Genomic DNA, 25,660 nt, shown 5'->3' on the forward strand with positions numbered 1-25,660 from the left:
CATGAAACCTGAATAGTCTATTGGATGGTTGTAAACAGATTTATCCCGCAAAAAAAGAACCATTAAACCTGCTAAACAAAAGAAGCGATATTTTAGTCTGTCAAATCTAAAATGCAAGATAGTCAAAGTTTTAACTAAACGAAACTTAATTGAAAAAAATACGTAGCAGTTTTTTGATCGTTTTTTGAATAGTAAATGAAAAATACTTGAAACCATAATTTTCATTAATACTACTACGGTATTTATTGATAATCAGGCGGTTATGAAATTTTTTTTATTTATTGTATATTTTTTGAAAAAATCGTTTGTCCATAGAATTAAATATGTTCATTTGTTATCTGTTAACAATTCAAGACCTCGTCTTAGTCAAGATTTTTAACAAAATCTTTAGCCGGGTGATTAAAATTTGCGTTTAAAATGTGATGTTTTACCTTTGCAAATTCAGAAAGCGATAGTTGATTTTGTGCAATCAAATACAGGCACATTGATTTTTTTCGGAAAAAAAGAAACCACTGTACAATAAACGATGCTTTGTGCAACCCTTTCTTTTAAGCCAATCCTAATAAGTTATCGCTTTTCAACCGCCAATTTATTTTAATCAATTTCACATTACCCCTTATTTTACCAAACAACTTAGTCTTATGTTCTCAACAAAAAGCTACACGTTTTTTCAAGGACGCGTGAACAGTTTATTGTTTGCAGTTTCCTTGTTTTGGATTACAGCGTTAAGTTTTCAGAATCAAATTCATGCACAAGCGACCTGTACTCCTTCCACCCTCGTTAGCTGGGATATGAATGCATGTGCGTCAAGCTATTCCAGTTATACCGAATTTACGGCAACTTATCCGACAAGCAGTTGTTCGGGAGTAAGTGCCTCGAATGTTTACCGCAGCAACCCCTCGACCTATAAACATGCCTGTGTCTTAGGACAAGGAAATACAGGGGCTGCCATGAGTGTATCCGGTGCTACCAACAGCACGTATCCTTCGTCATCAGCCACAAAGGTCAAGTTTGAAGCTACCATAACCACTTCAACTCCCAGACAAATAACGGCTTTAAAATTTTATGCAAAAAGCCCTACTGTTTCAACTACCTTAGCCGGTTCTTCCACCACCAACAACTATCTACAAAAGTACGGTATCAGAATTTACAAAGGCTCAAGTTTAGTATATGAGGCTTCAAACTTAAGTCTTTCGACCTCATGGCAATTGAAAACCATTGACCTTTCCGGTGATTCTGATTTTCAGTTTTCCAGTACCAAAACTTTCAAGTTTGAATTAGTAGCCTATAAACCTGTCAATAACGGTTGCACCATTAATGTATGGGATTTGGACAATATAACTATCGAAGGATGTTGCTCCACTCCCGTAAACTGCAACGATATTACGGGTGGTTCTATCGGGCCTAATCAAACTATTTGTTCCGGCGGCGATCCTGCCATTATCAACAACACTTCCTCTGCAACTACATCTTTCAGCGGTGGGGTTAAATATCTTTGGTTTAAATACGTAGGATCTTCAGCTCCTTCATCCATGTCTTCTGCCACCTTGATTTCTGGAGCAACTTCAGCTTCTTATGACCCGCCCGCCGGCAGCGTTACTGCCAAAACATGGTATCGCCGGTGTGCAGCACCTAACAGCGCTTCCTGTACAACCTACAACGGCGAAACATCCTGGGTTTATGTCAATGTTACTACCCCGCCAACTTTGGTTTGCGAGGCAAAAGTAAATGGCACCTGGTCCACCTTAAATAATTGCGCGGTTACTGTATGTACCGGCAATTCATTGTGGTTAAGTGTGAACCCCAATATCAGTACCGTAGTTTGGACTGGCCCAAATGGCTATAATGCTACTGGAAATGATGCCTCTATTTCGAGCAGTGTAACAACCTCTCATGCAGGTACTTATACGGCGGTTCTGACAGACAATGGATGTTCCAGCACGGCTACCATCACTGTAACCGTTAATAACTGTACCCCACCGGTAAATTGTAATGATGTAACCGGCGGGTATATCACTCCAAACCAGACGATTTGTTCCGGAGGAGATCCTGCACCCATCACCAATTCAACTTCAGCATCAACATCTTATAGCGGAGGGGTAAAATACCAATGGTATAAATATGTGGGAAGTACTGCACCAAGTTCCCTTTCTTCGGCAACTTTAATACCGGGTGCTACGTCTTCTTCTTACGACCCGCCTGCCGGAAGTGTAACTTCAAAAACATGGTTTGTACGCGCGGCTGCACCAAACAGCGAGTCTTGTACAACTTATAGTGGACTGTCTAACTGGAAATATGTCAGTGTTACTACACCCCCGACTTTGACCTGTAAAGCGAAAGTCAACGGCACCTGGAATGTTCTGTCAAATTGTGCAGTTACGGTTTGTGTCGGCAACTCTTTGTATTTAGGGGTTCTTTCCGACGGGTCTTCTTTTTCATGGACTGGTCCAAATGGCTTCAGCTCAACAAATCAGTACCCTTTAATATCTAACAATGTAACAGCAGCTCATGCCGGAAGTTATACAATTGTGGTTACAAAAAATGGATGTACGACTTCTGCCACTATTGTGGTGACGGTAAGTACCTGCGGAACTCCGCCAAATTGTGGCGATATTACCGGAGGTTCTATCGGAAATGATCAAACAATTTGCGGTGGTGGAGACCCATCAAATATTTACAGCATCACCGATGCAACTACATCGTATAGTGGTGGGGTAAAATATCTATGGCTTTTGTATGTTGGTGCTACTCCCCCGTCTTCTATGTCCTCAGCAACTATAATTCCCGGAGCTACTTCAGCTTCTTATGATCCGCCTGCCGGCAGCATTACTTCCAAAACATGGTTCCGTCGCTGTGCAGCGCCTAACAGCGATGAGTGTACTACCTATAACGGTGAAACTGCCTGGGTGTATGTAGATGTAGCTCCAAATCCAGACACACCGACTCCAACAACCAACAGCGCAAGCAATGTTTGTCCGGCAACTTCAGTCAATCTGATATCACTACAACCGGCCGCTCCCAGTACTCCCGGTGGAGTGTTTGAATGGCATACCGGTAACGATGCTTCATCGCCATTAGTTGACAATCCAACTTCTGTCGGCAACGGCACTTACTATCTCTTTGAAAAATCAACAGCCAACTGTTACAGCAACGGGGCAATGGTAACCATTACTATTACAACCTGTGAAACTGTTTGCGATAACTACTACAATGGGGGCAGTGTCGGGTATTACCAAAGCCAGTGTGGTCCTTATACTCCCAACGAAATCATAGAACTCGAAGCCCCGGCCGGAGGAAGCGGTGCTTCAGAATATATCTGGCAATCCAGTGCAGACAACTGGCTATGGGTAACCATTGTAGGAGCAACAGGAGCCAGCTATCAGCCCGATGTCATTAGCAGTTCGATTTACATCCGCCGGGGTGTACGAAGGGTAAATTGTACCTCTTGGAGATATTCGAATGCCGTATTAAAAGAAGTTACCGGCCCCTGTGGCGGCACCAATGTTTGCGATAATTTTACCTCCGGTGGCAATATCGGATATGACGAAAGCGGTACTTCTCCTTTTGACCCATCAACTATTGTTGAAACTACGGCTCCCAATGGCGGAAGCGGTGCAATCGAATACCAATGGAAATACAACACAGACGGTACCTGGATTGTCATTACAGGTGCTAACGGTTCAACCTATGACCCGGGAGTAATTACTGAAACCACCATTTACCGAAGAGGTGTTCGTCGTGCCAACTGTATTGAATGGCTGTATTCCAACGAAGTAACTAAAACCGTATCCAATCCAACACCGCCCAACTGTAACGACATCACCGGCGGCACTATTGGTTACAGTCAAACAATTTGTACAAGTGGCGACCCAATGGCATTTGTATCTGTTACCCCTGCAACAACTTCTTTTGCCGGAGGTGTTAAATATGTTTGGCTCAGATATGAAGGCGCTAATCCGCCGGCAGATATGTCTTTGGCTACCGTAATTGCCGGTGCTAATTCAGATACTTATGATGCTCCTGCCGGAAGCGTTACCACAAAAACCTGGTTCCGTCGTTGTGCTGCACCTAATTCATCTACCTGTACAGTATATTATGGCGAAACCCCGTGGATTTTTGTTGAAACGACAACCTGCGGAGGCACCTGCGATAATGTTACCTACGGAGGAGAAATCGGCTACTATGAATCCAAATGCGCTCCTTATGATCCGGAAATGATAATTGAAACAACTCCTCCAAGTGGTGGCAACGGCACTTTGGAATATGTCTGGTTATACAGTACCGACAACTGGACCTGGATTACGATTGCCGGAGCAAACGGCCCAAGTTATGATCCTCCTGTCATCACAGAAACCACCTTCTTTAGTCGTGGAGTCAGAAGGGCCGGATGTACCGATTACATTTATTCAAACTCTGTATTAAAACGCAACTCTTGCTCCGGCAAAACCGGTGAAGGTGAACTGGAACAAGCCATTTCAGGTTTAACCATCCTTCCGGTTCCCGCTTCCACCGGTCTGACCGTGCGCTTTGTTTCTGCCGATCAACAAGTATGCGATGTTCAGATTTTTGACATTGCCGGAAGACAGGTTGACCAACAACAAATCGAAGCCTCTGCCGGAATCAATGAGGTGAACTTTGATGTAAGTCGTTGGAATGCCGGATACTATTTCGTATCCCTTTCAAATGGCAAACAACATGAGCGGGCTAAATTTACGGTAATCAGGTAAAACAAATCTGTTTCTGTAAACAGGAAAAGCAAACCCCGCTTTTCTTAGAAAAAAGGGCTGTTTCCCAAACTATTGCGGGAAGCAGCCCTTTTTGTTTTAGATACCACTGCCTTAATTAACGCTAAGTGTAAAAAGTATAACTTACCCCACTTGAAACAGATAAACACAATTATCTGAACAGATTTGAAAATTTAGTGGTATTTTGTGGAATATATTATGTCTGTTCTGACAAAGAACTCCCAAATCCCTAAACTTGTACTTTTTCCGTTCAAAATAATTCAAAACAGGATTAATCTTTGATTCCAAAGGGCTGAATGTCAATTGTGATTAATATTCAATTATGGAAGATTTTAACCGAAAAAAACATTGGGAAACTATTTACCAAACCAAATCTCCGGGAGAAGTGAGTTGGTTTCAGCCTGTTCCGGAAACATCTCTCGGGTTATTCAGGCAGCTTGATATTCAACCAACCGCAAAAATCATAGACATCGGAGGAGGTGATAGTTTGTTGGTTGATTTTTTACTTAATCAGGGGTTTGAAGATATTACCGTCCTTGACATTTCTGAAACAGCACTTGAAAAGGCAAAACAACGGCTTGGACAGCATGCTTCAAAGGTTAAATGGATTGTTGCCGATGTGGTTAATTTTAAACCCACCGAACTTTATGATGTTTGGCACGACCGAGCAGCCTTTCACTTTTTAACCCGCGAAGAAGAAGTACTGACCTACCTAAACATCGTTCAACAAAGTTTAAACCCTTCAGGCTTTGTAATCATCGGCACTTTTTCGGAACAAGGTCCCAAAAAATGCAGCGGTATCGAAATCAAACAATATTCAGAAGCCTCAATGTCCGAAACACTGAATCCTTTTTTTGAAAAGGTTGACTGTATCATGGTTGACCATCAAACCCCTTTTCAGACCATTCAGAATTTTATCTTTTGCTGTTTCAAAAAAAGAACCCCGGCAGTTTGAGTTCTGTTTCTTTTTGCCATTTTCTGTATTTCAAGATACCATTAAGACAATACTCATTTCGGTAAGCTCGCATTCAGGGGGGTAATTACTTAAGCGATTTTTTCCGGCTTGCTTTTTCTAAAACGTCCTCCTATCTTGGCATGGATTATCCCGGAAGCCTCCATACACTTGCAGAAGAAGACAATTTCGGAATAATTTCAGATTATATGAATCAGATAGAGCAAGCAAGTATGAATTGAATATAAATAAAACCGCTTCCGTAAAAATGTAATTTCTTACCACTTCAATGTATTTTCTATGGTGGACATACTAACTGAAATCATCATTAACAAACCAGTTGAAATTGTAGCGGCTTATGCAGCCAATCCCGACAATGCCCCTGAATGGTATGTGAACATTAAAGGGGTGGAATGGAAAACACCTAAACCCTTGACAAGCGGAACAATGGTGGAATTTATAACCCATTTTCTTGGACGAAAACTCATCTATACCTATGTAGTTACCGAGTTTGCTGAAAATGAAAAATTAGTGATGCGCACAGCAACCGGTCCTTTTCCGATGGAAACAACTTATACATGGACGGGAATAGATCAAAATTCTACCCGGATGACCCTTCGCAATCGGGGAAATCCCACCGGGTTTTCGAAATTTTTTGCCCCGTTTATGGAAATAATGATGCAAAAAGCCAACCGCAATGACCTGAAACGCATCCGGACTATTTTGGAAAGCAGGTAGTTTTTAAATACTTGTAGTTACCCGTTTGTAACCATCTCAAAAAAATCATCTTCCGTCAAAACGGTAATGGTATTGATTTTTCGGGCTTTGTCGAGTTTCGAACCCGGATCGCTGCCCACTACCAGATAGTTCAGGTTTTTGCTGACCGATCCTAAAATCGTGCCTCCGTATTGCTCGACCAATTTTTCGGCCTGACTTCTTTTATACCGTTGCAGTGAGCCGGTAAACAAAAAGGTTTTACCGCTAAAAATCCCTCCCTGAACAGGCATGTCTTCTTCGCTTTTTCGGATGTTCACTCCTAATTCTTCCAAAGATGCAATCATCTTCCGGTTTTTGGGTTCGCTGAAAAAACTGACCACATTTTGCGCCACTTTCGGGCCGATATCGGGCAATTGTAAAAGCTGTTCAACGGTATAATGTTGCAGGTCGGTGAGTGATTGGATGGATTTTACCAAGGTTTGGGCGGTCGTGTTTCCCACTTCGCGAATACCCAAACCTACAATCAGTTGTGCCAAGGGACGGCTTTTTGATGCTTCAACACTGATCATCAGGTTTTCTACCGATTTTTGTCCCCAACCCTCCATCAGCCCGATTTTATCATAAGGAAGCCGGTAAATGTCTTCTATAGACTGGATATAGCCGAGGTTAAAAAACAAACGTACAATTTTATCGCCCAACCCTCTGATGTCCATCGCATCTTTTGAAACAAAATGAATGATGCGCTCTTCTACCTGTGCCGGACAGTCGGCATTAACACATCGCCAAACACTTTCGTCGTTCGATTTTACCAAAACACTTCCACAAGAAGGGCAGTTGTCAGGAAAAACAATAGGCTGCTCCTGACCGGTGCGTTCATTGACCAAAGCCTCGACAATATAGGGAATAACATCACCTGCACGTTCAATCAAAACTTTGTCGCCGATACGGATGTCTTTTTCTACTATAAAATCCTGATTGTGAAGCGAAGCATTCGAAATATTAGCACCCGAAAGATTGACCGTTTGCAGTTTGGCAACAGGGGTAATTGCGCCGGTTCTTCCAACCTGAAACTCGACCCGTTCAAGAATCGTGGTTGCCTGTCTTGCGTCAAACTTAAAAGCTATAGCCCAACGGGGGTGGTGTGAGGTTGCTCCGCAAACATCCTGTAATTGAAGGTCGTTGACCTTAACCACCAACCCGTCTATTTCATAGGGGAACTCTTTGCGGTGCTGCATCCAGTTTTGACAGTAGGCAATCACTTCGTCAATGTTTTTGCAGATATGCACGCTTTCATCGCGGGTTTTCAAGGGTGTTTTAAAGCCGAGGTCATACATGATGCTCATACTTTCGGTATGTGTTTGCAGGGTTCGGATGGTAATGTCATTTCCATGAGCATCATAAGCAACCCCCAACTGAAACACAAAGGCTTCCAGTTTGCGTTCCCCTATTTTGGAGGCATCCTTTAGCCTCAACGCTCCTGCCGCCGAATTGCGAGGACTTGAAAGCAGCGTTTCCCCTTTTTCAAGACGGAGCGCATTGATTTGTTCAAATTTGTTTTTGTCAATCACTACTTCTCCCCTGACCTCTGCCCGGGCGATTCCAAAAGCTGAAAAGGCTGCTTTGAGCGGAATTGTCGGTATGGTTTTTACATTGTTGGTAATTTCTTCTCCTTCCACCCCGTTTCCCCTTGTTGCGCCGCGCACCAAAAAATCGTTTTCATAAATCAGGGTAATGCTCGAACCGTCAAACTTCGGCTCAACCGAATAGACAATATCAGGTCTTTCGGTGAGTTTTTTTACCGCAATATCCCAATTGATTAAATCTGCAGGGGCATAAGCTTTATCTAACGAAAGCATTGGCACTAAATGAGTAACCGTCTGAAATTCGTCACTTAAACCCCTTGCCACTCTCTGTGTGGGAGAATCCGGCGTTTGAAGAGCGGGGAACTGTTGTTCGAGAGTTTTGAGCAAATCGAACAAAAAATCGTAGTCCACATCCGGAATGACCTGTGCCGACTGAACGTAATATTGCCAGTCGTAATAGTTAATAGCCGTTTTTAATTGCCCTGAAAGTTCGGCAGCTTCCTTTTCTTTTAGTTCAAACAGGTTGCTGCGCCTGATGCTCAGCAATTGGCCGGTCAGTTGTTTGATATTTTCGGATTGTTCCTGTGTGTACATGACTATGGTTTTTGTTGGAATATATTTTGGTGATTAATAAAACCGTTCAGGCAATACAAGGGTATATCGTTTGAAAATTAATGTTTAACCCTCAAAAAGGGACAGAAACCTTGCCCTTAACTGACCTAAATTGTTAAATCGTTTATGCAAAATCGAGTTCAGGTTTTGCCTGAAACCGCATTACCCTTTATATTCTCCAAAAACAGTGCGCAACGAATCGGCGATTTCACCAAGGGTGGCATGACATTCAACAGCAGCAATTACTGCCGGCATCAGGTTGATATTTTCCTTTCCACACCGCACAACTTCGTCTAAAGCCAGCTTCACTTCATCTGCGTTTCTGTTTGATTTAAGCTCCCTTAAACGTTCGGTCTGAATGGTTCGTATGGAATCATCCACCTTAAACAGTTGATTTTGGTGTGGTTCTTCCATTGTAAACTGATTGACCCCTACGATAATTTTTTCGTGGCTTTCTATGTCTTTTTGATATTGATAAGCCGCTTTTGCAATTTCCTCCTGCATATAGCCCTGTTCGATGGCCACCACCGAGCCGCCCATGACATCAATTTTTTCGATGTATTTCCATGCGGCCGCTTCTATCTGATTGGTCAGGTGTTCGATAAAAAAAGAACCGGCCATTGGGTCAACCGTATCGGTAACCCCGCTTTCATAGGCGATGACTTGTTGTGTTCTAAGTGCTATCCGGGCAGCTTCTTCGGTGGGCAATGACAAGGCCTCGTCATATCCGTTGGTATGTAACGACTGCGTGCCGCCCAAAACCGAGGCCAACGCCTGTAAAGTTACGCGGCTGATATTAACCAAAGGTTGTTGGGCTGTTAAGGTAGATCCCCCCGTTTGAGTATGAAACCGCATCATTTGTGCCTGTGGTGAAGTTGCACCGAGTTGTTTGGTAATCTGTGCCCACATTCTCCGGGCTGCTCTGAATTTGGCGATTTCCTCAAAAAAATTGTTATGTGCATTAAAAAAGAACGACAACCGTTTTGAAAACACATCAATATTCAACCCTACATCCAGGGCCGCTTTCAGATAGGCTTTTCCGTTGGCAAGGGTAAAGGCTAATTCCTGAGCTGCGGTTGATCCTGCTTCGCGAATATGGTAGCCCGAAATGGAAATGGTGTTCCATTTTGGCAACTCTTTGCTGCAATAGGCAAAAATATCGGTAATGATGCGCATACTCTGCCGGGGCGGGTAAATATAGGTGCCTCTTGCCGCATATTCTTTCAGGATGTCGTTTTGAATGGTTCCGTTAAGTTGAGTCAAATCAGCCCCTTGTTTTTTGGCAAGGGTAATATAAAGCGCCAGCAAAATATACGCAGTGGCATTGATGGTCATAGAGGTTGAAATGTCCTGCAACTTGATTCCGTCAAACAAGGCTTCTATATCTCTGATAGAATCGATAGCTACCCCAACTTTTCCAACTTCACCTTCTGCAAAGGGGTGGTCTGAATCATACCCTATTTGCGTCGGCAGGTCAAAAGCAACCGACAATCCGGTGGTTCCCTGTGATAAAAGATAGCGATATCGCCGGTTGGATTCCTCGGCTGTCGAAAAACCGGCATATTGCCGCATTGTCCAGAGCCTGCTCCGGTACATACCCTCGTGAACGCCGCGGGTAAAAGGAAACTCGCCCGGATTTTCGGTTGTAAATCCTTCGGGCAACGACTGATAAACCCGTTGGATAGGGATGCCGGAATCTGTCTCAAACTTTTGTTTTCGTTCCATATCGTTTCAAGGATGTGGGATAATAGTTAATCGTTCATAGAGAGTGTGGAGTGAGTAAGCCCAAATTTGATTGCTGCGGGCAACCAACAATTCAAAAGTCCTCCATCTATATTTTTATACGTTAAACAACAATTTGACCTCATCATTGAGTTGGTCAAGCGCTTTTTGGGAAGGCAGCTGTCCTTCGGAAAGAAAATAGCGAAGAAATGCAAGGCTGAGGTCGTTGCCCGATGCTTCGGTGGGTAATTTGGAAGCAATCTGATTGATGATGCTGATCAGTTCTTCAACTGATGCCCTGACCATTGTCCAAAGTTCGGAAGACACATAAATCTGTTGGGTCAGGTTGTGTTCAAATTCGGCACGAATGGTAGTTATGAGTGCCATTTGCATTTCGGGAGCAGCCATATTGTCTTCTCTTGTCCGCATAATCAGGGCTTGAGGGTGCATCCGTTCTAAAAACAAAGCAATCCGCTCATACGCCTGAAACCGCAGTGGCAACATTTCCTGAGCCCTTTTGGTATTGAGTTGCATCCGCTGTGCAGCAACATCCAACTGCTTAACTTTCAAGGTATTGTCCAGCATATTTGACAGAAGCAACCAGGATGTTATGAGTACGATAACCGCAGGTATCGAAAACTTTAACAGTTCTAAAATAAATTCAATCATTCCGTTTCGGGGTTTGTTGGATAAGGCAAATTGACAGAATCAAAAAATGCCCTCAAAAATAGGTAAAATTTCCGTATTTTATAAGGGCATTCCTTACCGTATGTTTTTATTCATCTAACCGGCTTTACTATAACCGAAAGGCTTTAAAGGAACAAAAGTCGCGAATTTATTATCCGGATTTTTCTTGCATAAAATTAGTCAATATGGACTTCTCCCTTTTTAAAACTCATATTGCCGTCCGAGTCAATCGCAGACATCGTTAAAATATAATGACCGGAAGCCGCATTTGAAGGAATCAAGATTTGTGCATTGTTCATATCCCAGGTGGTATCGTTATTTCCGGGAAGTTCGAAGGTCATTTCGTAAATCGGTTCCGATTCTGTCGTTTTTCCATGGCCATGCTCTTCTTCTTCTCCCAACTCGATTTTGACACTGACCAAATCGTCATTGTCTGTTATTGTGCCGGTTAATGTTAATACCTCCCCTTTTACCGCTTCCATCTCCTGACTGAAATCGGGAGAAACAACTTCAATCATCGCCTGACCCGTATTGGTCAGAATAAGATCCAATTCTACAAAATCGCTTTCATTGCCTTTTGCATCAATAGCCGTAAGCACACAATGATAGGGTCCTGCCGTCGCATTTTCAGGTACAGCAATGCTTTGTGTTTCCTGAGCCATCGTTCCGGATATAGAATAGACCTGTTGATATGAAAACATGGTGTAGTCTTCAGTTTTACCGTGAGCATGTCCGTCAAAGGCATCATGTATGTCTATCTTGAACTGCTGAAGCCCTTCATTGTCGGTAAAAGTTGCAGTAATTACCATTTCGGTTCCTGCACCTATTTCTATATTTTCATCCAACCCGTTAATCTTAGAACCGGAAATTTCAGGCGCTTCCGTATCCTGATCTTTGGTACAGGAAACTGCTACGATGCTTAATATGCCCAATAAAACCAAAAAAGAAAACATTTTTTTCATGATGAAACAAGATTTATTTGCAATAATGTTGCAAAAATAAATGCCTGCATTTAAAAGTGCAACTTTGTTGCAAAAAAAATTTTTGAGGCTAATTTCAGAACACCCTATTTGAAAGATGAAAGGCAGTAGGAAACATTCTCTTGAAAATATCCAATAACTCGCCATCACTCACCTCCTAATATTTTGCTACATTCTACTTTTTAATATATATTTATATATTCTGTCCAAAGACCAAAAGAAAGTTCCTTGTGCAAAATAGTTGCACGTTTTATAACGATAATGGATATTTGTCAATTGGTGGTTGGTTTGGGGGACACAAACTACGGCAAAATGAGCGAGCTGTTGAAGATGATGACGGTGATGAAAGGGGAATTAGGTAAAATCAAAGCTCCAAAGTGTCCAAAAGAACAGAAAGTATTTTCAACATGTTTTTGTTATCCAGCTTTGCTCGTTTGCTTAGAATTCTGTCAAAGGAAATTGCTCTGATTTGATGACATAAAGCATAACTGTCGGCAGTAAGTCCCGCAGTTCCTTTGTCGAATTTCACAATCGTGTATAAACTATATTTTGGTTTTTTAGTTGTCATCGGAACAACTACTGCCAAGCCAAGATTGTTGAATGATTTTATGATTATACAAGGTCTTTCCCAACCTTGTTCGTGTCCTTTAATTTCTTTGGGTGGTTCCCCAAGGTTTACATTTACAATTTCGCCTTTAAAAAAATTCTGCTTCATCAGTCTAAAAAATTGGAAGCGAAATCGTCCAAGCCCAAATCAGCTAACTGTTTTTGTTCTTTGATAAAGCTATTGTCAAAAGATTCTGTTGAAAAAGATGGTATTGAGGAACGGGACTTTAAAATTCCCAACTCTGTTGCTATGGCAATATATTCTTGTGCAGCATCAGCAACCAAAAATGCTAACTCGTTTATTGTCTTATCCGAAACCTTCAGGTTGTCATCACCAATAATGTCTGCCGCAAGCATGACAAACTCTATGTGTAATGAAGTGTTTGTTAAATGGACAAATTTTTGCACAGTTTCATCGTCAGGAATTGCAATGGACAGCGAAGCAATAAATTGCTCATAAGTTATTTCCGGGAGTTGTGTTAGTGTGTCGTTAGTGGTTTCGTTAGTTCTAATAACTGCTTCAGCAACTCGTTGATTGCAACGCAAAGCGAACAATAAATTCTCGGTCAGAACTTCCATTTTTTTATTGGTCTTCAAATCTTCAATTTGAGGGACAATATCTTTCAATATTTCCAAATAATTAAAGTTTGTACCGGTGGCTAACCATTTAATTGCTTTTATCCTTAGATTGAAAACTTGACTTAACATAGGAACAAATCGTCCCTGCACTTTTTTACCTGAAGTAATAAGCGTTTTTATATCGTTTGAAAGCCTGTTCAATTCCTCTTTTAAGGAACTTTCCAGTTGAGGATAAAGGTTGTTCCTCAACTGATAACAGATTATATCATAATTTTTGGCAGCCGCTATCACTTGTCAATTGGTTAAGGATATTTGTCGTTGATTCTATCTGGCATAACATTTAGCCTAAAAATATCTATATATCTCAAGGGGCAGGATTTTGCTTCACTTAGTTTGTAGTCGAGGGCTTGCTACAAAGTTATGAGTTCTTTACAAGAAGAACGATCCTTGTTCAAAAAATGTTGCGCATTTATAATAATTAGACTTTAGACAGACATCTCCTGAAACAGTTATCTGTCGTTAAGGATTTGATTATTATGTATTACTATTGGCGAGCATATTTTAACCTGCAGCCATATTTTTTGCTATTAATTCTGCTATTCTGAGCACTTTCCGCCATTATTTTTTTGACATTTTGGCTTCCTTCAATTCTGCCATTACCTCGTATGTTTGCCCGATAGATGCAAAGTAGTGCTTTTTAAGATAGAAGTGCTATTATGTGTGGGTTAAGCTCGGAAAGAGGAGAGGCATTATTACCTTGATAATCAAACACAAAGATATATCGCAAATAAGAATTCCCCCCTCTTTCTTTTTATACCTGTTCAGAAGACCGAATAGTATTTTGAGATATCGATCATCTAAAGGATGAAAAAGCATAATCTCGGATAGAAATGCGAGGATGGTTGGAGTGAGGTATTAGGTAGTTTAACCCATTTTTTTTCACTTTAAATCTTGCATAAGATGAAGAAAAAAGGAACTGAGAACTTGGGTGCTAAAAGAATAGTGCCACAAAAAGAAGTTATTGGCATAGATGTATCTTCTAAGAGCCATTCGGTTCGTATTGGATACAAACTGCCTATAGAGGAAACGGTACATATTGGAGAGGAAAAGACCTTTGCCAATGATGATCAGGGTCATGAAGCCTTGTTAGCGTATGTTACTAAATTCACCCACCCAGACTGTACTAACCGTGTTTTTGTGATGGAAGCTACGGGCATTTACCATGAGGATCTGGCTTATTATTTGGACAAGTCAGGAGCTTTTGTAACTGTTGTATTGCCCAGTAGAGCGATGGCATACAAAAAATCGGAAAATGTATTGTCAAAAACCGATGGTATAGATGCCCGCTTACTTGTTAAAATGGGCTTGAGAAGACCTTAGCCCGTTGGGAGCCGCCATCAGCAGAGGTGTACGAACTCAAACAACTTTGCAGAGAACATGGTCGGTTAATAGCGGATAAAACAGTCGTGAAAAATCGTACACATGCCATGCTAAGGTCTTCCATGCCCTCTAAATCAACGCTTGGACGAAATCAAGAGTCTGTCAATCTCCTACAAAAACAGATAGAGGCGGTAGAAAAAGAAATGGCACTATTGGTTAGTAAACACAAGCCATTGTTAGAGGCAGTTAAGCGTGCCGTCAGCATTCCAGGGTATTGGGCGCATCACGGCTACGATTGTGCTGGCTGAAACTAATTTGTTTAAGAATTTTAACAATGCCAAGCAAGTTACCAAGTACACAGGACTTGATATAGTACAAAGAGAGTCCGGCACTTTTAAAGGCAAACAACGCATCTCAAAGCACGGAAATAGTTTTTTGAGAGCAAGACTCTATATGCCGGCACTATCAGCAGTAAGGTATAATATGCCGATCAAAGACTTGTTTGACCGAATAACTGACAAGAGTGGCATAAAAATGAAAGGCATCACGGCTGCAAGCAGGAAACTGCTCTGTTTAATGTGTTCCATGGAAAAAAACAAAAAAGATTTTGATAGTCATTACCATCAAAAACGGGTAGAAGCTACTACTGCCAAATCGAATAAGCTTGCACATTGCCTGTAAAAAAGAAAACAGTGCAAGTTCTAAAAATGCAAATACGTTTGCATAATAATAACGCTATCTAAAATTACCAACGGGTAAACAGATTTAGCGTATATATTGTAAGTGTTCATACAAAACAAAAGTAGCAAGAGAATTAACTCTTGCTACACAGGATAGCTATGTCCTAAACGAATAGTCACAACTTCCAACAGCAAAATTAAAACTTTTTTAAAAAATCCTAAAAAAATTTATCAATTCCCTTTGAAACTAACATAGTATCTTATTTAGGCTTTTGGGAAATAAAAGGAGTGGTGTCAAAAGTAGAAAAAAGGGTATTGATGCTCCTTTGGGTTTGTGCAATAGATAGCTTTAGATAGATGGAGGGTTTTGTATGATCCGTTTTTGTTTTGAGGCAGTTATTTACTCCATTCTTTAAACTTCGCCTCGGTCGGTGGATGAAAAGATCAGCCAGGTGGAGCGTTGTACTATCTTGATCCATTTATCTAAATGGGCGGGGGTCGAAGCAAATACCCGAGGCTTATCTTGGATGACCTTCTTAATCTGCCTAACATCAATGCTTAGTTTGCCCTCATCCAACACCATGCGCGATAAAAAAAGCGACGGACATCAATTGCTCTGCCCTCCAACTCCAAGTTACAATGCCGACAAATGATACCCTCCCGTAAAGCAGAGCCAGTTGCCCACAGCGTTGTCTTTAAGAAGATATCCCCGATTGGGCAAGCAAGGCAAATGTGGTTTTGATGACTTCGTGAAATCATGCATAATAGCATAATAGAACACCCCATTTGAAAGATGGCAGGCAGAGGTAAACATACTCTTTAAAATTTCCAATAGTTCACCATCAATCACCTCTCAATAATTTGATACCTTTGTAAAGCTACTATAGTGATAGTGAAAAAATGGACTCTCGCTCAGTTCATCAGGATAGTGCTTACGAACAGAGGAGTTTAAGGACATCACCAAATTGGTCATCGGTTTTTCCCCAACACCAAAAGATTTAGGCAGAACTGCTCTGTGTTTATGCTTTTCAAACTCAAATAAACCACGACATTCTGCTTTTTAAACCTATTCGCATTTTCTGTCCAAAGTCCAACTACCAACAACTATGAAAAAAAATCAACACGAGTTTTTACCTGAAACGCCTGCCCAAAGCCCTTTTGCGCAAACCTTTTTTCACGGTACAAAGTCAGATTTAAAGATTGGTGATTTTATTGAACCCGGACTTAGCTCAAATTACGGTCAAAATAAAAAGGCCGGATATGTTTATCTGACTGCAACCTTAGATGCCGCAATCTGGGGGGCGGAACTTGCTTTGGGCGAAGGGAAGGAAAGAATTTATCTGGTTGAGCCTACAGGGCCTGTTGAGGACGACCCAAATTTAACCGACAAAAAATTCAAGGGCAACCCCACAATGTCCTACCGTTCAAAACATCCGTTTAAGGTGGTTGGAGAGGTTGCCATTTGGCAACGACATCCCCCCGAACAAGTGAGGGCAATGAAAGAGCATTTAACCAAGCTCAAGGAACAAGGCATTGAAGCCATTGAAGATTGAAAGATTTGGAGTTAATATTGCCTTGTGAATGAGTTGGTCTGTTTCCAAAATTTAGTGGATGGAAAGTAAAATTGAATTTGCGTTTTCGGCCGAAGTTTGGCAATACCTTGGCATTGGTGGATGGTTTTTTGTGTCTTTTCCGGAAAGTATTTCCGCAGAAATCAGGAACAACCTGAAATGGCAGGAAGAAGGATGGGGACGGTTAAAGGCAACGGCAAAAACCGGAAATACAGCATGGAAGACCTCCATTTGGTTCGACACCAAAAAGAATACGTACTTGCTTCCTTTAAAAGCGGAAATCAGAAAAAGAGAACATATTGAAGCCGGAAATATGCTGAACATCATTGTGAAGGTATAAATGATTACGGGGTTTCCTTTTTTTATTGATTGGGGATTAACGATGAACCGGACGGATAATCAAAAAATCAGGTGAAGGGTACCTATGAATTTGAATCAAAAAATTCACGAAGGGATGGTCAGATTGTAGAAAAATATTGCCCAAATTTGCTCCTTTACGAATACCCCTCCTTAAAAGGAACGCTCAACTTCCAATTAAGACTTTAACATCAACCATGAAAAGATACTTTTTTAAAGACATTTTGGTATGTGAAATGTGCGGTGATAAGACTGAAAAGCACAGAATTTTAGGTCAGCGTCTGAATAAATCACAGGGTTTACATCCTAAAAACAAAACCGGAATCACCGTAAGTATTCAAAAATGTACTAACTGCAGGCTAATTTATTCCAATCCCCAACCTATTCCTTTTGACCTTCAGGATCATTATGGCAAACCTCCGGAAGCATACTGGAAAGAAAAATATTTTGAATGGCAACCCGAATACTTCAAAACCCAGATAGACGAAGCATCCGCACTTTTAGATTTTAAACCCGGCATGAAAGCGCTCGATGTTGGCGCAGGATTGGGTAAAGCGATGCTTTCCATGCAAAACAAGGGGTTTGATGTGTATGGGTTAGAGCCTTCTGTTCCTTTTTTTGAACGGGCAATTTCTAAAATGGGCATTCCTCCCGAAAAGTTAAAATCGGGTGCTATCGAAGAATTAGACTACGAACCCGAGTTTTTTGATTTCATCACATTCGGTGCGGTGTTTGAACATCTATACGAACCTTCGGCCTGTTTAAACAAAGCGTTTGGCTGGTTAAAACCTAATGGAATCATCCATATTGAAGTCCCTTCTTCAGACTGGCTGTTGCCCAAGTTTATCAACCTTTATTTCAGGCTTATCGGAACCAATTATGTAACCAACCTCAGTCCGATGCACCCCCCTTTTCATTTACACGAATTCAGCCTTAAATCCTTCCATCAACTTGCTGAAAAACAGAACTTCACCATTGAAAAACACCGCTACGATGTGGCGACTATCTTTTTTTTCCCAAAAATTTTTCACGGCATATTAAGAAGCTATATGGCAGCTACCGACAAAGGAATGCAACTGACCGTTTATATCAGAAAACGGTAATTGCCGTTTTTTTCACCAAAACCGGATTGATTACGTGCATAATTTTTTTGATTTTTTCCTGTCTTAGGAGTGATATTGAGAGTGGTTTTTTAAGTGCCTAAAACAAACCGAAGTTATACTGTTTTTATCGCAATAAGTTAGTTCAACACTAAAGTTTCAATTGTTTGACTATATTTGTCAATATTTAACCCGGCTGCCTGTGAAGTTAATTGCTACCCGCCCGGCAAAAAAGAGATTTGAGTCATGACTATCTCCATGATATTATGTGTCGGTTTTGTTTCAGGCGGTTTATTTACGGACAAGTTCCGGCTGATGTCCAAACCCTGTTTTTTGATGATGACACTAACTATTTTCGGTTTTTTAAATTTTCAGGGCAATTGTTTCAGCAATTCCAACGCAAGAGTGATTGATAAAATAGGGCGACATTTTGATAAAATTAAAGATATTGACTGGCAGCTATCGCTAAACAAAACAGAACCTTTACCGGCATCCGAAAAAATGATGGAACAGGTAGCTGCCCTACAAAAGCTGAATTTGAAAGTGTCAGAAAACGAGCCAATAAAGGTGCCGCTCAACGAGTTTCTCACAAAATGGGCAACCCGGGAGTTGATTTACCAATCCCTTATCAACAACGACCAAAAGTTTATGGCAGATGTTACCTCTTTTTATTTAAGAGGATTGGTAAAATATAAAAAGGGGTGGAAAACGCTGTTTCCATTTTTCAGGGCTTAAACAGCAAAGCTCCGATCTCCTATAAAACTGTCGAAAAACTTAAACTTACTTTATAATTGATTTCAGGTTGAACGCATGATTTCCCATTCTATATAAATATAGAATTTGGCACAGTGACCCTACTCCTACTTTTGTTACAAACGAATGAAACAAGAATGTTTCACGGAATTTTTCAGTCGAAGTTTTATGACAATATAACAATGAAGCAGCTTCCATCTCACCTCGTCACCGTTTGTAGGAAAAAATCCATACCTTTGCAGGAACATTATTTTTATTGTAAAAATCACAACCATGAAAAAAGTATTGTTAATCGTAAGCATAGCAGGATGGTTTTTTGTTTCGTGTAGTGGTAACGGTCAGGGAACTTCCGGAAATATGGGCGGAGGTGAAAACGACAAAGGCATAGATGTTCCCAAAGAATTGCTGGCAGTAGCCAAAGATGTTGTTTGTGGCATGTCGTTAAAAACAATTGCCGATACCGCAATGGTCAACGGAAAAGTTTACCCTTTTTGCGCAAAAGAATGTAAAGAGGAGTTCAAGGCGCATCCCGAAAAATATGTCATCAACTAAAAATTTTTATTTGAATTTTGTCAAAGCGCAGACTGCCAAAGCAGGTAGTCTGCGCTTTTTTTTATGCCCGTTGGAACTTTTAAAGGCATGAAAAACTTAAAAGAGGCATTGTTATCAAAATTTTATCAATTTTGGATAACTTTCACATCACGCAAAAACGATTTATGCAGGGAATAGTTTTACAATCAACAGGAAGTTGGTACAAAGTGCTGCTCGCCGACCGGGAAGAATTGGAGTGCAGGATTAAGGGAAAATTCAGGCAGGACGATATAGGCAGCACCAATCCGGTTGCGGTTGGGGATATTGTGGACGTTGAGCATGAAGAAGGATTGAAAACTGGAATCATCACCGAAATACTGCCGCGCAACAACTATATTATCCGGCAATCGCCGCGAAAAAAATGGCAAAAACACATCATCGCCGCCAATATTGATCAGGCGTTGCTGATGGTTACTTTTTCCGAACCGCGCACCTCGTTCGGGTTTATTGACCGGTTTTTAATAACCGCCGAAATGTACGAGATTCCAACGGTATTGCTGTTCAACAAATTCGACACCTATACTGACAAAGATTTGGACTTATGCGCTGAAGCCATGGAAACTTATGTTCCTTTGGGTTATCCTTGTCATACCGTCTCTGCTGTTACCGGATATGGAATAGATGAAGTAACCTTGTTGATGAAGGACAAAAAAAGTCTGATTGCCGGACATTCAGGAGTTGGCAAATCCACATTAATCAATGCGATTGCTCCTCATTTAGATTTGAGTACTCAAGAAATTTCTTCCTTTTCCGGCAAAGGAATGCACACCACCACATTTGCAACCATGCACAAACTGCCCTTTGGCGGGTTCATCATTGATACGCCCGGAATCAAAGAATTTGGCGTGGTTCATCTCGAACCCAATGAAGTAGGGCATTATTACCGCGAAATGCGCGAGTTAATGACCGACTGTAAATTTGCCAACTGTCTTCACCGCAACGAGCGAAACTGTGCTGTAAAACAAGCTTTCGACAATGGTGAAATTTCCGAAACCCGCTACAACAGCTATCTGCGTATTTTAGCCGACATAGAATCTATAAACTATTGGGAACGCGATTGACCCAAAAGCAGCCAGGTTCTTCATATTTTTTATCTGCCAAATATCGCAATGATTATCGCCAAACTCTGCCGGAAAAATTCAAGGTAAAATTTAGCTTTTTTCAAACATTAAGATTAAGATTTGCAGTATATTTGTATGACTGATTTTTACATTTAACGCAAAAGAAACAACCATGTTGAAAACTAAAGTTACCCCTCAAAAAACACAGCCTTCAGCAAAAGCCCTGAATGCCGGAAGGAAGAAACTGAATGCAAAAAAAGCAATCAACCTGAATGGAATTGAACTGCACATAAACACGCCTCAAAACGGTTGGGGTGCTTGTTCGGTTAAGTGGTGCAATTGTCAGGAATATGTTGGCAATGATGAAACCTGCCAAAACTGCGGGCACAACTACAAACTTCATTGGTAATTTTAAGATGGGTGCCTTTTTGCGAATAAACCCTGTTTTTTCATGGGTTAACCGCACTAAAACATCGCTGATGTGAACATATCCGGTATTTAATTAGCTCGTTTTGTAATCCGGTTTCTTGAAGCACTCCTCAATTTTAGAACGTCCGGAGTTTTTTTAGCTTCCCCACCGCCCCTAACACTTTTTTACATTCCCCTTTCGATTTAACCAACTATTGTGCAAGAATTTGCTCAAAAAAAGAATTATTAAAACTGCCGGAAACTCGTTTATATCTTAAAATAGTGAAATAAAGTGTGAATTTTATTGCAATTGGAAACATATTTATTGTAATTGCAAACAATTTAATTGATTTAGAAAACATTATTGAAGTAAGAATTGGGGCATTTCTTGTTTTCTTTTTGATTTAAATTGCAGTTTTAATTTTTTCAATTGCAATTTTTTTCTTTAAAATTGAATTTCCGTCCTTTTCAACTATAATTTTCAAAGTTAAAATTATAATTTTAGGGATTACAATTGAGATTTTCACCTTTAAAATCATCATTTTATAGTTTAAAACCGCTTTTTTATTGTTTGAAATTGAAATAATTTTACCCAATTTCAGGGAATGTTTTTGACAAAAAGTGATTTAGGTGGCAAAAAACAAGACTACGGTCGCAGTTTTACGACTACACCTCCTTATTTTTGAAGCAAGGGTAGGCAATTTTGGATGAAAGGGTTGTTTTTTAATTGCCCCCTGATTTAAGCTAAAGTACCACTCAAAGCAAAGCGGTTAAGTATTCCGAAAATGCTTAAATTCATCTATTTTGTTTGTTAAAAAAAACTGCCATAATTGAGTGGTTTGTGCTTTAAAATGGATTGAGTAAGGCAGTTTGATTTTGCAACAGAAGTAACCCCTTATTTTTTTTAATGACCGCGAATTTACCCGCTACATAAAGGTTGATGTTGAAGGGAAACTTGCCATGTTTTTCAGAAATTTAGGTATCTCCTTCAGGCGATCTTTAACAAATTATAAGTCCTTAGAATAGCTATTTGTTGTTTTGAAGGCAATTTGTAAATTTGCCAAAACATTTAAGGAAACAAGGCATCAAAACTAAGTCCGTCAAAAACCGGACAGGTGCTTGCCAATAATTAAACAGTTATGGGTTTAGCCAAAGCGCATGGCGGTGCGGTACTTGGAGTTGATGCCACAATCATAGAGGTAGAGGTAAACGTTGGAGGGGGGCAAATCAGCTATTTTTTGGTAGGCTTACCGGACGCAGCCGTCAAAGAAGGGCAGTTTCGAATTGAAGCAGCCCTTAAAAACAACGATTACCCGATGCCCCGCCAAAAAGTGGTCATCAACATGGCACCGGCAGATATTCGCAAAGAAGGGTCTGCCTATGACCTGACTTTGGCCATTGGCATTTTGTCGGCAAGCGGGGCACTTTTAGAAACCAAAAACATAGAAGACTATATCATAATGGGCGAATTGTCGCTCGATGGTAGTCTGCGCCCTATCAAAGGGGTGTTGCCCATTGCCATCGAAGCGATGAACCAGCAATTTAAAGGCTTTATTTTGCCAAAAGAAAATGCACGCGAAGCAGCCATTGTAAAAAATCTGAACGTTTACGGAGTAGCCAATATTACAGAAGTGGTGGAGTTTTTAAGAGGGCAAAGAGAATTGACCCCTACGGTAATCAACACCCGGGAAGAGTTTTACAGCAACCAAACCCATTCGCAGTTGGATTTTTCGGATGTCAAGGGGCAAAAGAATATTAAACGCGCCCTCGAAATAGCAGCTTCGGGCGGTCATAATGTTATTTTAATCGGACCTCCGGGAGCCGGTAAAACCATGTTGGCAAAGCGCCTGCCCGGAATACTTCCTCCGCTTACCCTGCGCGAAGCACTCGAAACCACCAAAATACATTCAGTTGCCGGAAAACTGAAAAGCAATGCCTCCCTGATTAATGTTCGCCCTTTTCAGTCTCCCCACCACTCTATCAGCGATGTGGCGTTGGTTGGAGGAGGAACCATTCCTCAACCCGGACAGATTTCTTTAGCCCATAACGGCGTGTTGTTTTTAGATGAATTGCCCGAATTTAAAAGGTCTGTTTTAGAGGTAATGCGTCAACCCATGGAAGAGCGGAGGGTTACCGTTTCGCGGGCAAAATTTACCGTAGAATATCCGGCAAGTTTTATGTTGGTAGCTTCCATGAATCCCTGCCCCTGCGGATATTTTAACCATCCCGAAAAAGAATGTGTTTGTGCGCCCGGATTGGTTCAAAAATATCTCAATAAAATTTCAGGTCCTCTTTTGGACCGCATAGACCTGCATGTAGAAGTTACCCCGGTGCCTTTTGATGAGTTGAGCAGTATGACAACCGACGAATCCAGCGAGTTAATCAGGGAGCGGGTGATTGCTGCGCGGGAAATTCAGAAAAAAAGGTTTGAGGGCGAAACCGATATTTTTTGCAATGCGCAGATGAGCTCGCGCATGGTCAGAGAAGTTTGCGCAATTGGCAGTCCGGGTCAAAAACTGCTCAAAACAGCCATGGAACGGCTCAATCTTTCAGCCAGAGCTTATGACCGGATTTTAAAAGTAGCCAGAACCATTGCCGACCTCGCCGGCAGCGAAGATATAAAAATTGAGCATCTCGCCGAAGCCATTCAGTTCAGAAGCTTAGACCGCGAAAACTGGGCGGGATAATTCCGCGTTTGCCGCGCAAAATCCCGACAATTATCCGGCAGACCTACCTAATATCTTTTCTTTTGCGCTAAGTTTGTGCCCTCAGCTAAACCTGTTTCGTTTCGATGGGTCTTAGCCCTTATTCTTAAAAAAATTTTAATTTACTATCAATGAAAAGCAATCCTTTCCACACATTCTTCAAAATCGGTTCTGTTGCACTGTTTTTTGCCTTCCTCCTTACTTTTAACGGCTGCGAAGAAACAACCACTCCGGATGATAGTTGTACGCTGACGATGAACAGTTTTAATGTTACCCCAAAAACATTTGCTGCAGGAGCTACTTTAACAGGCACCGTAGCCATTACAGAGGGGTTGAATCTGGACGATTTTACCATCAAAAGTCTGACCAGTTTTTACCTCTCGTCAGACAATACCTTTAGCAGCGGCGATACGGAGCTCACTGCTTTTGTTGCCTCCAACGGTTTGTCGGTCAGTGGAAATCAAACTACAGTATCCTATGATCAAATAGAAATTCCTTTTGGTGTTTCGGATGGAAATTATTTTATTATTGCCCGTATAGAATCACGTCCCTGTAGTGATGGTGACAGTACTCCTGTTGCTGTCAGATCGGTCTCTGTTACGGTCAATTAAGAGTTTTTAAAAAGGATTTTAAAAAGAAATATTAACCGGCAGTTTTTTGCTTTTACTTAAAGAAAAAGAAATTAAATTTCAGCTCACAAGTTTAGTCTAAACCGGTTTTTTGAACATACTTTTAAAATAGAAGGTTGGTAGCAAAAAAAATGCGCTTGTTTTTTTACAAGCGCATTTTTAATTTTCAATCAATTAAATTCCGTTTAAAAACACCGGATATTGCTTATTTAAAAGGCTTACCGGCTGTTTGAAAGATACAATAAAAAAGGGAAATTATGAAATATCAATTGATTTAACATTGGAATTAACTTGCTCTGCTTTAACTTTTGGAAGGGTTACCACTAAAATTCCATTGTTGTGGGTTGCTGCGATATTGTTGACATCAATATTTTCGGGCAAGGTAAAAGTTCGCTGAAAAGAACTGTAACCAAATTCCCTGCGCAAATATTTTCTTTCTGGATCTTCAGTTTTAGATTCCGTTTTCTTTTCGGCAATGATGGTCAGTTGATTTCCTTCTACCTTTACTTTAAAGTTACTTTTATCGGTACCCGGTACGGCTACTTCAATTTCAAAAGCATTGGCAGTTTCTGCGACATTTACACTTCCTGTGTTGCCGGACAAGGAAGTCATACGGGAATCAAACAAATTGTCTAAGTTAAAAAAATCATCCGTCAATTTGTCGAACAAAGTAGGGATTGATGATTTTCCAAAAGGGTTCCATTTTACTACTGTCATGGTGATTTAATTTTAATGGTTAAATAACGGTGTTACTCTATTCCTTTCAAAATCAATGCCACTGCCTTTTTCCCCATTTTTTCAGTCAAGATTGACCTGATTGGCTGACATTTTTACAATATTCGGGATTGGCTGCCGACAAAATGTCTGGTTTTTTGTAATATTTGGCAATAAAAAAAAGCCCGACTTGAAAAGTCGGGCTATTATTTGGTTTGTTTGTTGTTTAAAACATGGCTAAATACGGAAGGAAGGCTATGGTTTTTTAGGGTAACAATGATGCTCAGACCAAAAAGTTTCGGGTTAGTTTAAAAAGTTTAAAAAAAAAATTGCCTTACGGATGAAAAATATTAAAGACTGCCTTTTTTGCTTACTTTTGTGGTTGATTTGAACGCTTTGGTAAACTGTAAGTTCTTTGAACAAAGCGAGAGTTTGAAAAGAACATAAGAACGCATTATTTGGAGCAATACGGATAGACTTTAGCAAAGTCTGTGCAGTAGAATGACAGTCTGTTCTTTGACAGAAGGG

Annotated in this window: 22 protein-coding genes; 14 read left to right on the forward strand and 8 right to left on the reverse strand. The window is 40.8% G+C overall.

What is annotated here, in order from left to right; all coding sequences use genetic code 11:
* The first annotated feature begins 641 nt into the window (after positions 1-641).
* The 3 genes from IPM47_04400 (at position 642) to IPM47_04410 (ending at position 6,435) form a co-directional block, all read left to right on the forward strand.
* The gene (locus tag IPM47_04400) at positions 642-4,727 is read left to right on the forward strand and encodes a T9SS type A sorting domain-containing protein (protein ID QQS30197.1); all 4,086 of its coding nucleotides are present in this window, start codon (positions 642-644) and stop codon (positions 4,725-4,727) included.
* A gap of 340 nt (positions 4,728-5,067) precedes the next feature.
* Positions 5,068-5,700: a class I SAM-dependent methyltransferase gene (locus tag IPM47_04405; GenBank protein QQS30198.1), complete on the forward strand. Its 633-nt coding sequence runs from the start codon at positions 5,068-5,070 to the stop codon at positions 5,698-5,700.
* 297 nt (positions 5,701-5,997) lie between these two features.
* A complete protein-coding gene (locus IPM47_04410) occupies positions 5,998-6,435 on the forward strand; it encodes an SRPBCC family protein (GenBank protein ID QQS30199.1) in 438 nt (145 codons plus the stop codon).
* 17 nt (positions 6,436-6,452) lie between these two features.
* Here IPM47_04410 and ligA read toward each other — a convergent pair whose 3' ends face one another.
* From ligA to IPM47_04440, 6 genes are all read right to left on the reverse strand, one after another.
* On the reverse strand, positions 6,453-8,591 hold the full coding sequence (gene ligA, locus IPM47_04415; protein QQS30200.1) for an NAD-dependent DNA ligase LigA: 2,139 nt from the start codon (positions 8,589-8,591) through the stop codon (positions 6,453-6,455).
* A gap of 180 nt (positions 8,592-8,771) precedes the next feature.
* Complete coding sequence (locus IPM47_04420) at positions 8,772-10,334, reverse strand: methylmalonyl-CoA mutase (GenBank protein ID QQS30201.1); 1,563 nt, start codon at positions 10,332-10,334, stop codon at positions 8,772-8,774.
* 114 nt (positions 10,335-10,448) lie between these two features.
* Positions 10,449-11,000 (reverse strand): hypothetical protein, encoded by a 552-nt coding sequence (locus IPM47_04425; GenBank protein QQS30202.1) that lies wholly within the window; start codon positions 10,998-11,000, stop codon positions 10,449-10,451.
* A gap of 194 nt (positions 11,001-11,194) precedes the next feature.
* On the reverse strand, positions 11,195-11,980 hold the full coding sequence (locus IPM47_04430) for a DUF4625 domain-containing protein (GenBank protein ID QQS30203.1): 786 nt from the start codon (positions 11,978-11,980) through the stop codon (positions 11,195-11,197).
* A 382-nt stretch (positions 11,981-12,362) separates the two neighbouring features.
* Positions 12,363-12,713 (reverse strand): type II toxin-antitoxin system PemK/MazF family toxin, encoded by a 351-nt coding sequence (locus IPM47_04435; protein QQS30204.1) that lies wholly within the window; start codon positions 12,711-12,713, stop codon positions 12,363-12,365.
* Complete coding sequence (locus tag IPM47_04440; protein ID QQS30205.1) at positions 12,713-13,474, reverse strand: hypothetical protein; 762 nt, start codon at positions 13,472-13,474, stop codon at positions 12,713-12,715. Before IPM47_04440 ends, IPM47_04435 begins: the two co-directional genes overlap by 1 nt.
* 669 nt (positions 13,475-14,143) lie before the next feature.
* Between IPM47_04440 and IPM47_04445 the strand changes: the two genes are divergently transcribed.
* The 9 genes from IPM47_04445 (at position 14,144) to IPM47_04485 (ending at position 21,085) form a co-directional block, all read left to right on the forward strand.
* Complete coding sequence (locus tag IPM47_04445) at positions 14,144-14,563, forward strand: transposase (GenBank protein QQS30206.1); 420 nt, start codon at positions 14,144-14,146, stop codon at positions 14,561-14,563.
* A gap of 252 nt (positions 14,564-14,815) precedes the next feature.
* Entirely contained in the window at positions 14,816-15,244 is a 429-nt protein-coding gene (locus tag IPM47_04450) for an IS110 family transposase (GenBank protein ID QQS30207.1), read from the forward strand.
* A gap of 1,105 nt (positions 15,245-16,349) precedes the next feature.
* A complete protein-coding gene (gene arr / locus IPM47_04455; GenBank protein QQS30208.1) occupies positions 16,350-16,796 on the forward strand; it encodes an NAD(+)--rifampin ADP-ribosyltransferase in 447 nt (148 codons plus the stop codon).
* 58 nt (positions 16,797-16,854) lie between these two features.
* Positions 16,855-17,154, forward strand: a complete 300-nt coding sequence (locus IPM47_04460) for a DUF1905 domain-containing protein (protein ID QQS30209.1) — start codon at positions 16,855-16,857, stop codon at positions 17,152-17,154.
* A gap of 214 nt (positions 17,155-17,368) precedes the next feature.
* Positions 17,369-18,274: a class I SAM-dependent methyltransferase gene (locus IPM47_04465; GenBank protein QQS30210.1), complete on the forward strand. Its 906-nt coding sequence runs from the start codon at positions 17,369-17,371 to the stop codon at positions 18,272-18,274.
* 333 nt (positions 18,275-18,607) lie between these two features.
* Positions 18,608-19,006 carry a hypothetical protein gene (locus IPM47_04470; protein ID QQS30211.1) on the forward strand — a complete coding sequence of 133 codons (399 nt, stop codon included), beginning with the start codon at positions 18,608-18,610 and terminating at the stop codon, positions 19,004-19,006.
* A gap of 375 nt (positions 19,007-19,381) precedes the next feature.
* Positions 19,382-19,576 carry a YHS domain-containing protein gene (locus IPM47_04475; GenBank protein QQS31381.1) on the forward strand — a complete coding sequence of 65 codons (195 nt, stop codon included), beginning with the start codon at positions 19,382-19,384 and terminating at the stop codon, positions 19,574-19,576.
* A 164-nt stretch (positions 19,577-19,740) separates the two neighbouring features.
* Positions 19,741-20,676 (forward strand): ribosome small subunit-dependent GTPase A, encoded by a 936-nt coding sequence (gene rsgA / locus IPM47_04480; protein ID QQS31382.1) that lies wholly within the window; start codon positions 19,741-19,743, stop codon positions 20,674-20,676.
* A 172-nt stretch (positions 20,677-20,848) separates the two neighbouring features.
* Complete coding sequence (locus IPM47_04485) at positions 20,849-21,085, forward strand: hypothetical protein (protein ID QQS30212.1); 237 nt, start codon at positions 20,849-20,851, stop codon at positions 21,083-21,085.
* Positions 21,086-21,488: 403 nt separating this feature from the next.
* On the opposite strand, the gene IPM47_04490 is transcribed toward IPM47_04485, so the two are convergent.
* Entirely contained in the window at positions 21,489-21,680 is a 192-nt protein-coding gene (locus tag IPM47_04490; GenBank protein QQS30213.1) for a hypothetical protein, read from the reverse strand.
* Between the two features lie 543 nt (positions 21,681-22,223).
* Between IPM47_04490 and IPM47_04495 the strand changes: the two genes are divergently transcribed.
* Both IPM47_04495 and IPM47_04500 read left to right on the forward strand, forming a co-directional pair.
* Entirely contained in the window at positions 22,224-23,771 is a 1,548-nt protein-coding gene (locus IPM47_04495; GenBank protein ID QQS30214.1) for a YifB family Mg chelatase-like AAA ATPase, read from the forward strand.
* A 149-nt stretch (positions 23,772-23,920) separates the two neighbouring features.
* On the forward strand, positions 23,921-24,400 hold the full coding sequence (locus IPM47_04500; GenBank protein QQS30215.1) for a hypothetical protein: 480 nt from the start codon (positions 23,921-23,923) through the stop codon (positions 24,398-24,400).
* 273 nt (positions 24,401-24,673) lie between these two features.
* On the opposite strand, the gene IPM47_04505 is transcribed toward IPM47_04500, so the two are convergent.
* Complete coding sequence (locus IPM47_04505) at positions 24,674-25,135, reverse strand: Hsp20/alpha crystallin family protein (GenBank protein QQS30216.1); 462 nt, start codon at positions 25,133-25,135, stop codon at positions 24,674-24,676.
* Positions 25,136-25,660 lie beyond the last annotated feature (525 nt).

It is taken from the genome of Sphingobacteriales bacterium (genome assembly GCA_016700115.1).
GTDB lineage: Bacteria > Bacteroidota > Bacteroidia > Chitinophagales > UBA2359 > UBA2359.

What these genes read in the sequence shown, in the direction of transcription:
- IPM47_04485 (QQS30212.1), top strand. Translation starts at nt 20,849, where the DNA reads ATGTTGAAAACTAAAGTTACCCCTCAAAAAACACAGCCTTCAGCAAAA.
- IPM47_04445 (QQS30206.1), top strand. Translation starts at nt 14,144, where the DNA reads ATGAAGAAAAAAGGAACTGAGAACTTGGGTGCTAAAAGAATAGTGCCA.
- IPM47_04430 (QQS30203.1), bottom strand. Translation starts at nt 11,980, where the DNA reads ATGAAAAAAATGTTTTCTTTTTTGGTTTTATTGGGCATATTAAGCATC.
- IPM47_04470 (QQS30211.1), top strand. Translation starts at nt 18,608, where the DNA reads ATGATGACACTAACTATTTTCGGTTTTTTAAATTTTCAGGGCAATTGT.
- arr (QQS30208.1), top strand. Translation starts at nt 16,350, where the DNA reads ATGAAAAAAAATCAACACGAGTTTTTACCTGAAACGCCTGCCCAAAGC.
- IPM47_04405 (QQS30198.1), top strand. Translation starts at nt 5,068, where the DNA reads ATGGAAGATTTTAACCGAAAAAAACATTGGGAAACTATTTACCAAACC.
- rsgA (QQS31382.1), top strand. Translation starts at nt 19,741, where the DNA reads ATGCAGGGAATAGTTTTACAATCAACAGGAAGTTGGTACAAAGTGCTG.
- IPM47_04500 (QQS30215.1), top strand. Translation starts at nt 23,921, where the DNA reads ATGAAAAGCAATCCTTTCCACACATTCTTCAAAATCGGTTCTGTTGCA.
- ligA (QQS30200.1), bottom strand. Translation starts at nt 8,591, where the DNA reads ATGTACACACAGGAACAATCCGAAAATATCAAACAACTGACCGGCCAA.
- IPM47_04400 (QQS30197.1), top strand. Translation starts at nt 642, where the DNA reads ATGTTCTCAACAAAAAGCTACACGTTTTTTCAAGGACGCGTGAACAGT.
- IPM47_04495 (QQS30214.1), top strand. Translation starts at nt 22,224, where the DNA reads ATGGGTTTAGCCAAAGCGCATGGCGGTGCGGTACTTGGAGTTGATGCC.
- IPM47_04460 (QQS30209.1), top strand. Translation starts at nt 16,855, where the DNA reads ATGGAAAGTAAAATTGAATTTGCGTTTTCGGCCGAAGTTTGGCAATAC.
- IPM47_04420 (QQS30201.1), bottom strand. Translation starts at nt 10,334, where the DNA reads ATGGAACGAAAACAAAAGTTTGAGACAGATTCCGGCATCCCTATCCAA.
- IPM47_04505 (QQS30216.1), bottom strand. Translation starts at nt 25,135, where the DNA reads ATGACAGTAGTAAAATGGAACCCTTTTGGAAAATCATCAATCCCTACT.
- IPM47_04465 (QQS30210.1), top strand. Translation starts at nt 17,369, where the DNA reads ATGAAAAGATACTTTTTTAAAGACATTTTGGTATGTGAAATGTGCGGT.
- IPM47_04435 (QQS30204.1), bottom strand. Translation starts at nt 12,713, where the DNA reads ATGAAGCAGAATTTTTTTAAAGGCGAAATTGTAAATGTAAACCTTGGG.
- IPM47_04410 (QQS30199.1), top strand. Translation starts at nt 5,998, where the DNA reads ATGGTGGACATACTAACTGAAATCATCATTAACAAACCAGTTGAAATT.
- IPM47_04475 (QQS31381.1), top strand. Translation starts at nt 19,382, where the DNA reads ATGGGCGGAGGTGAAAACGACAAAGGCATAGATGTTCCCAAAGAATTG.
- IPM47_04425 (QQS30202.1), bottom strand. Translation starts at nt 11,000, where the DNA reads ATGATTGAATTTATTTTAGAACTGTTAAAGTTTTCGATACCTGCGGTT.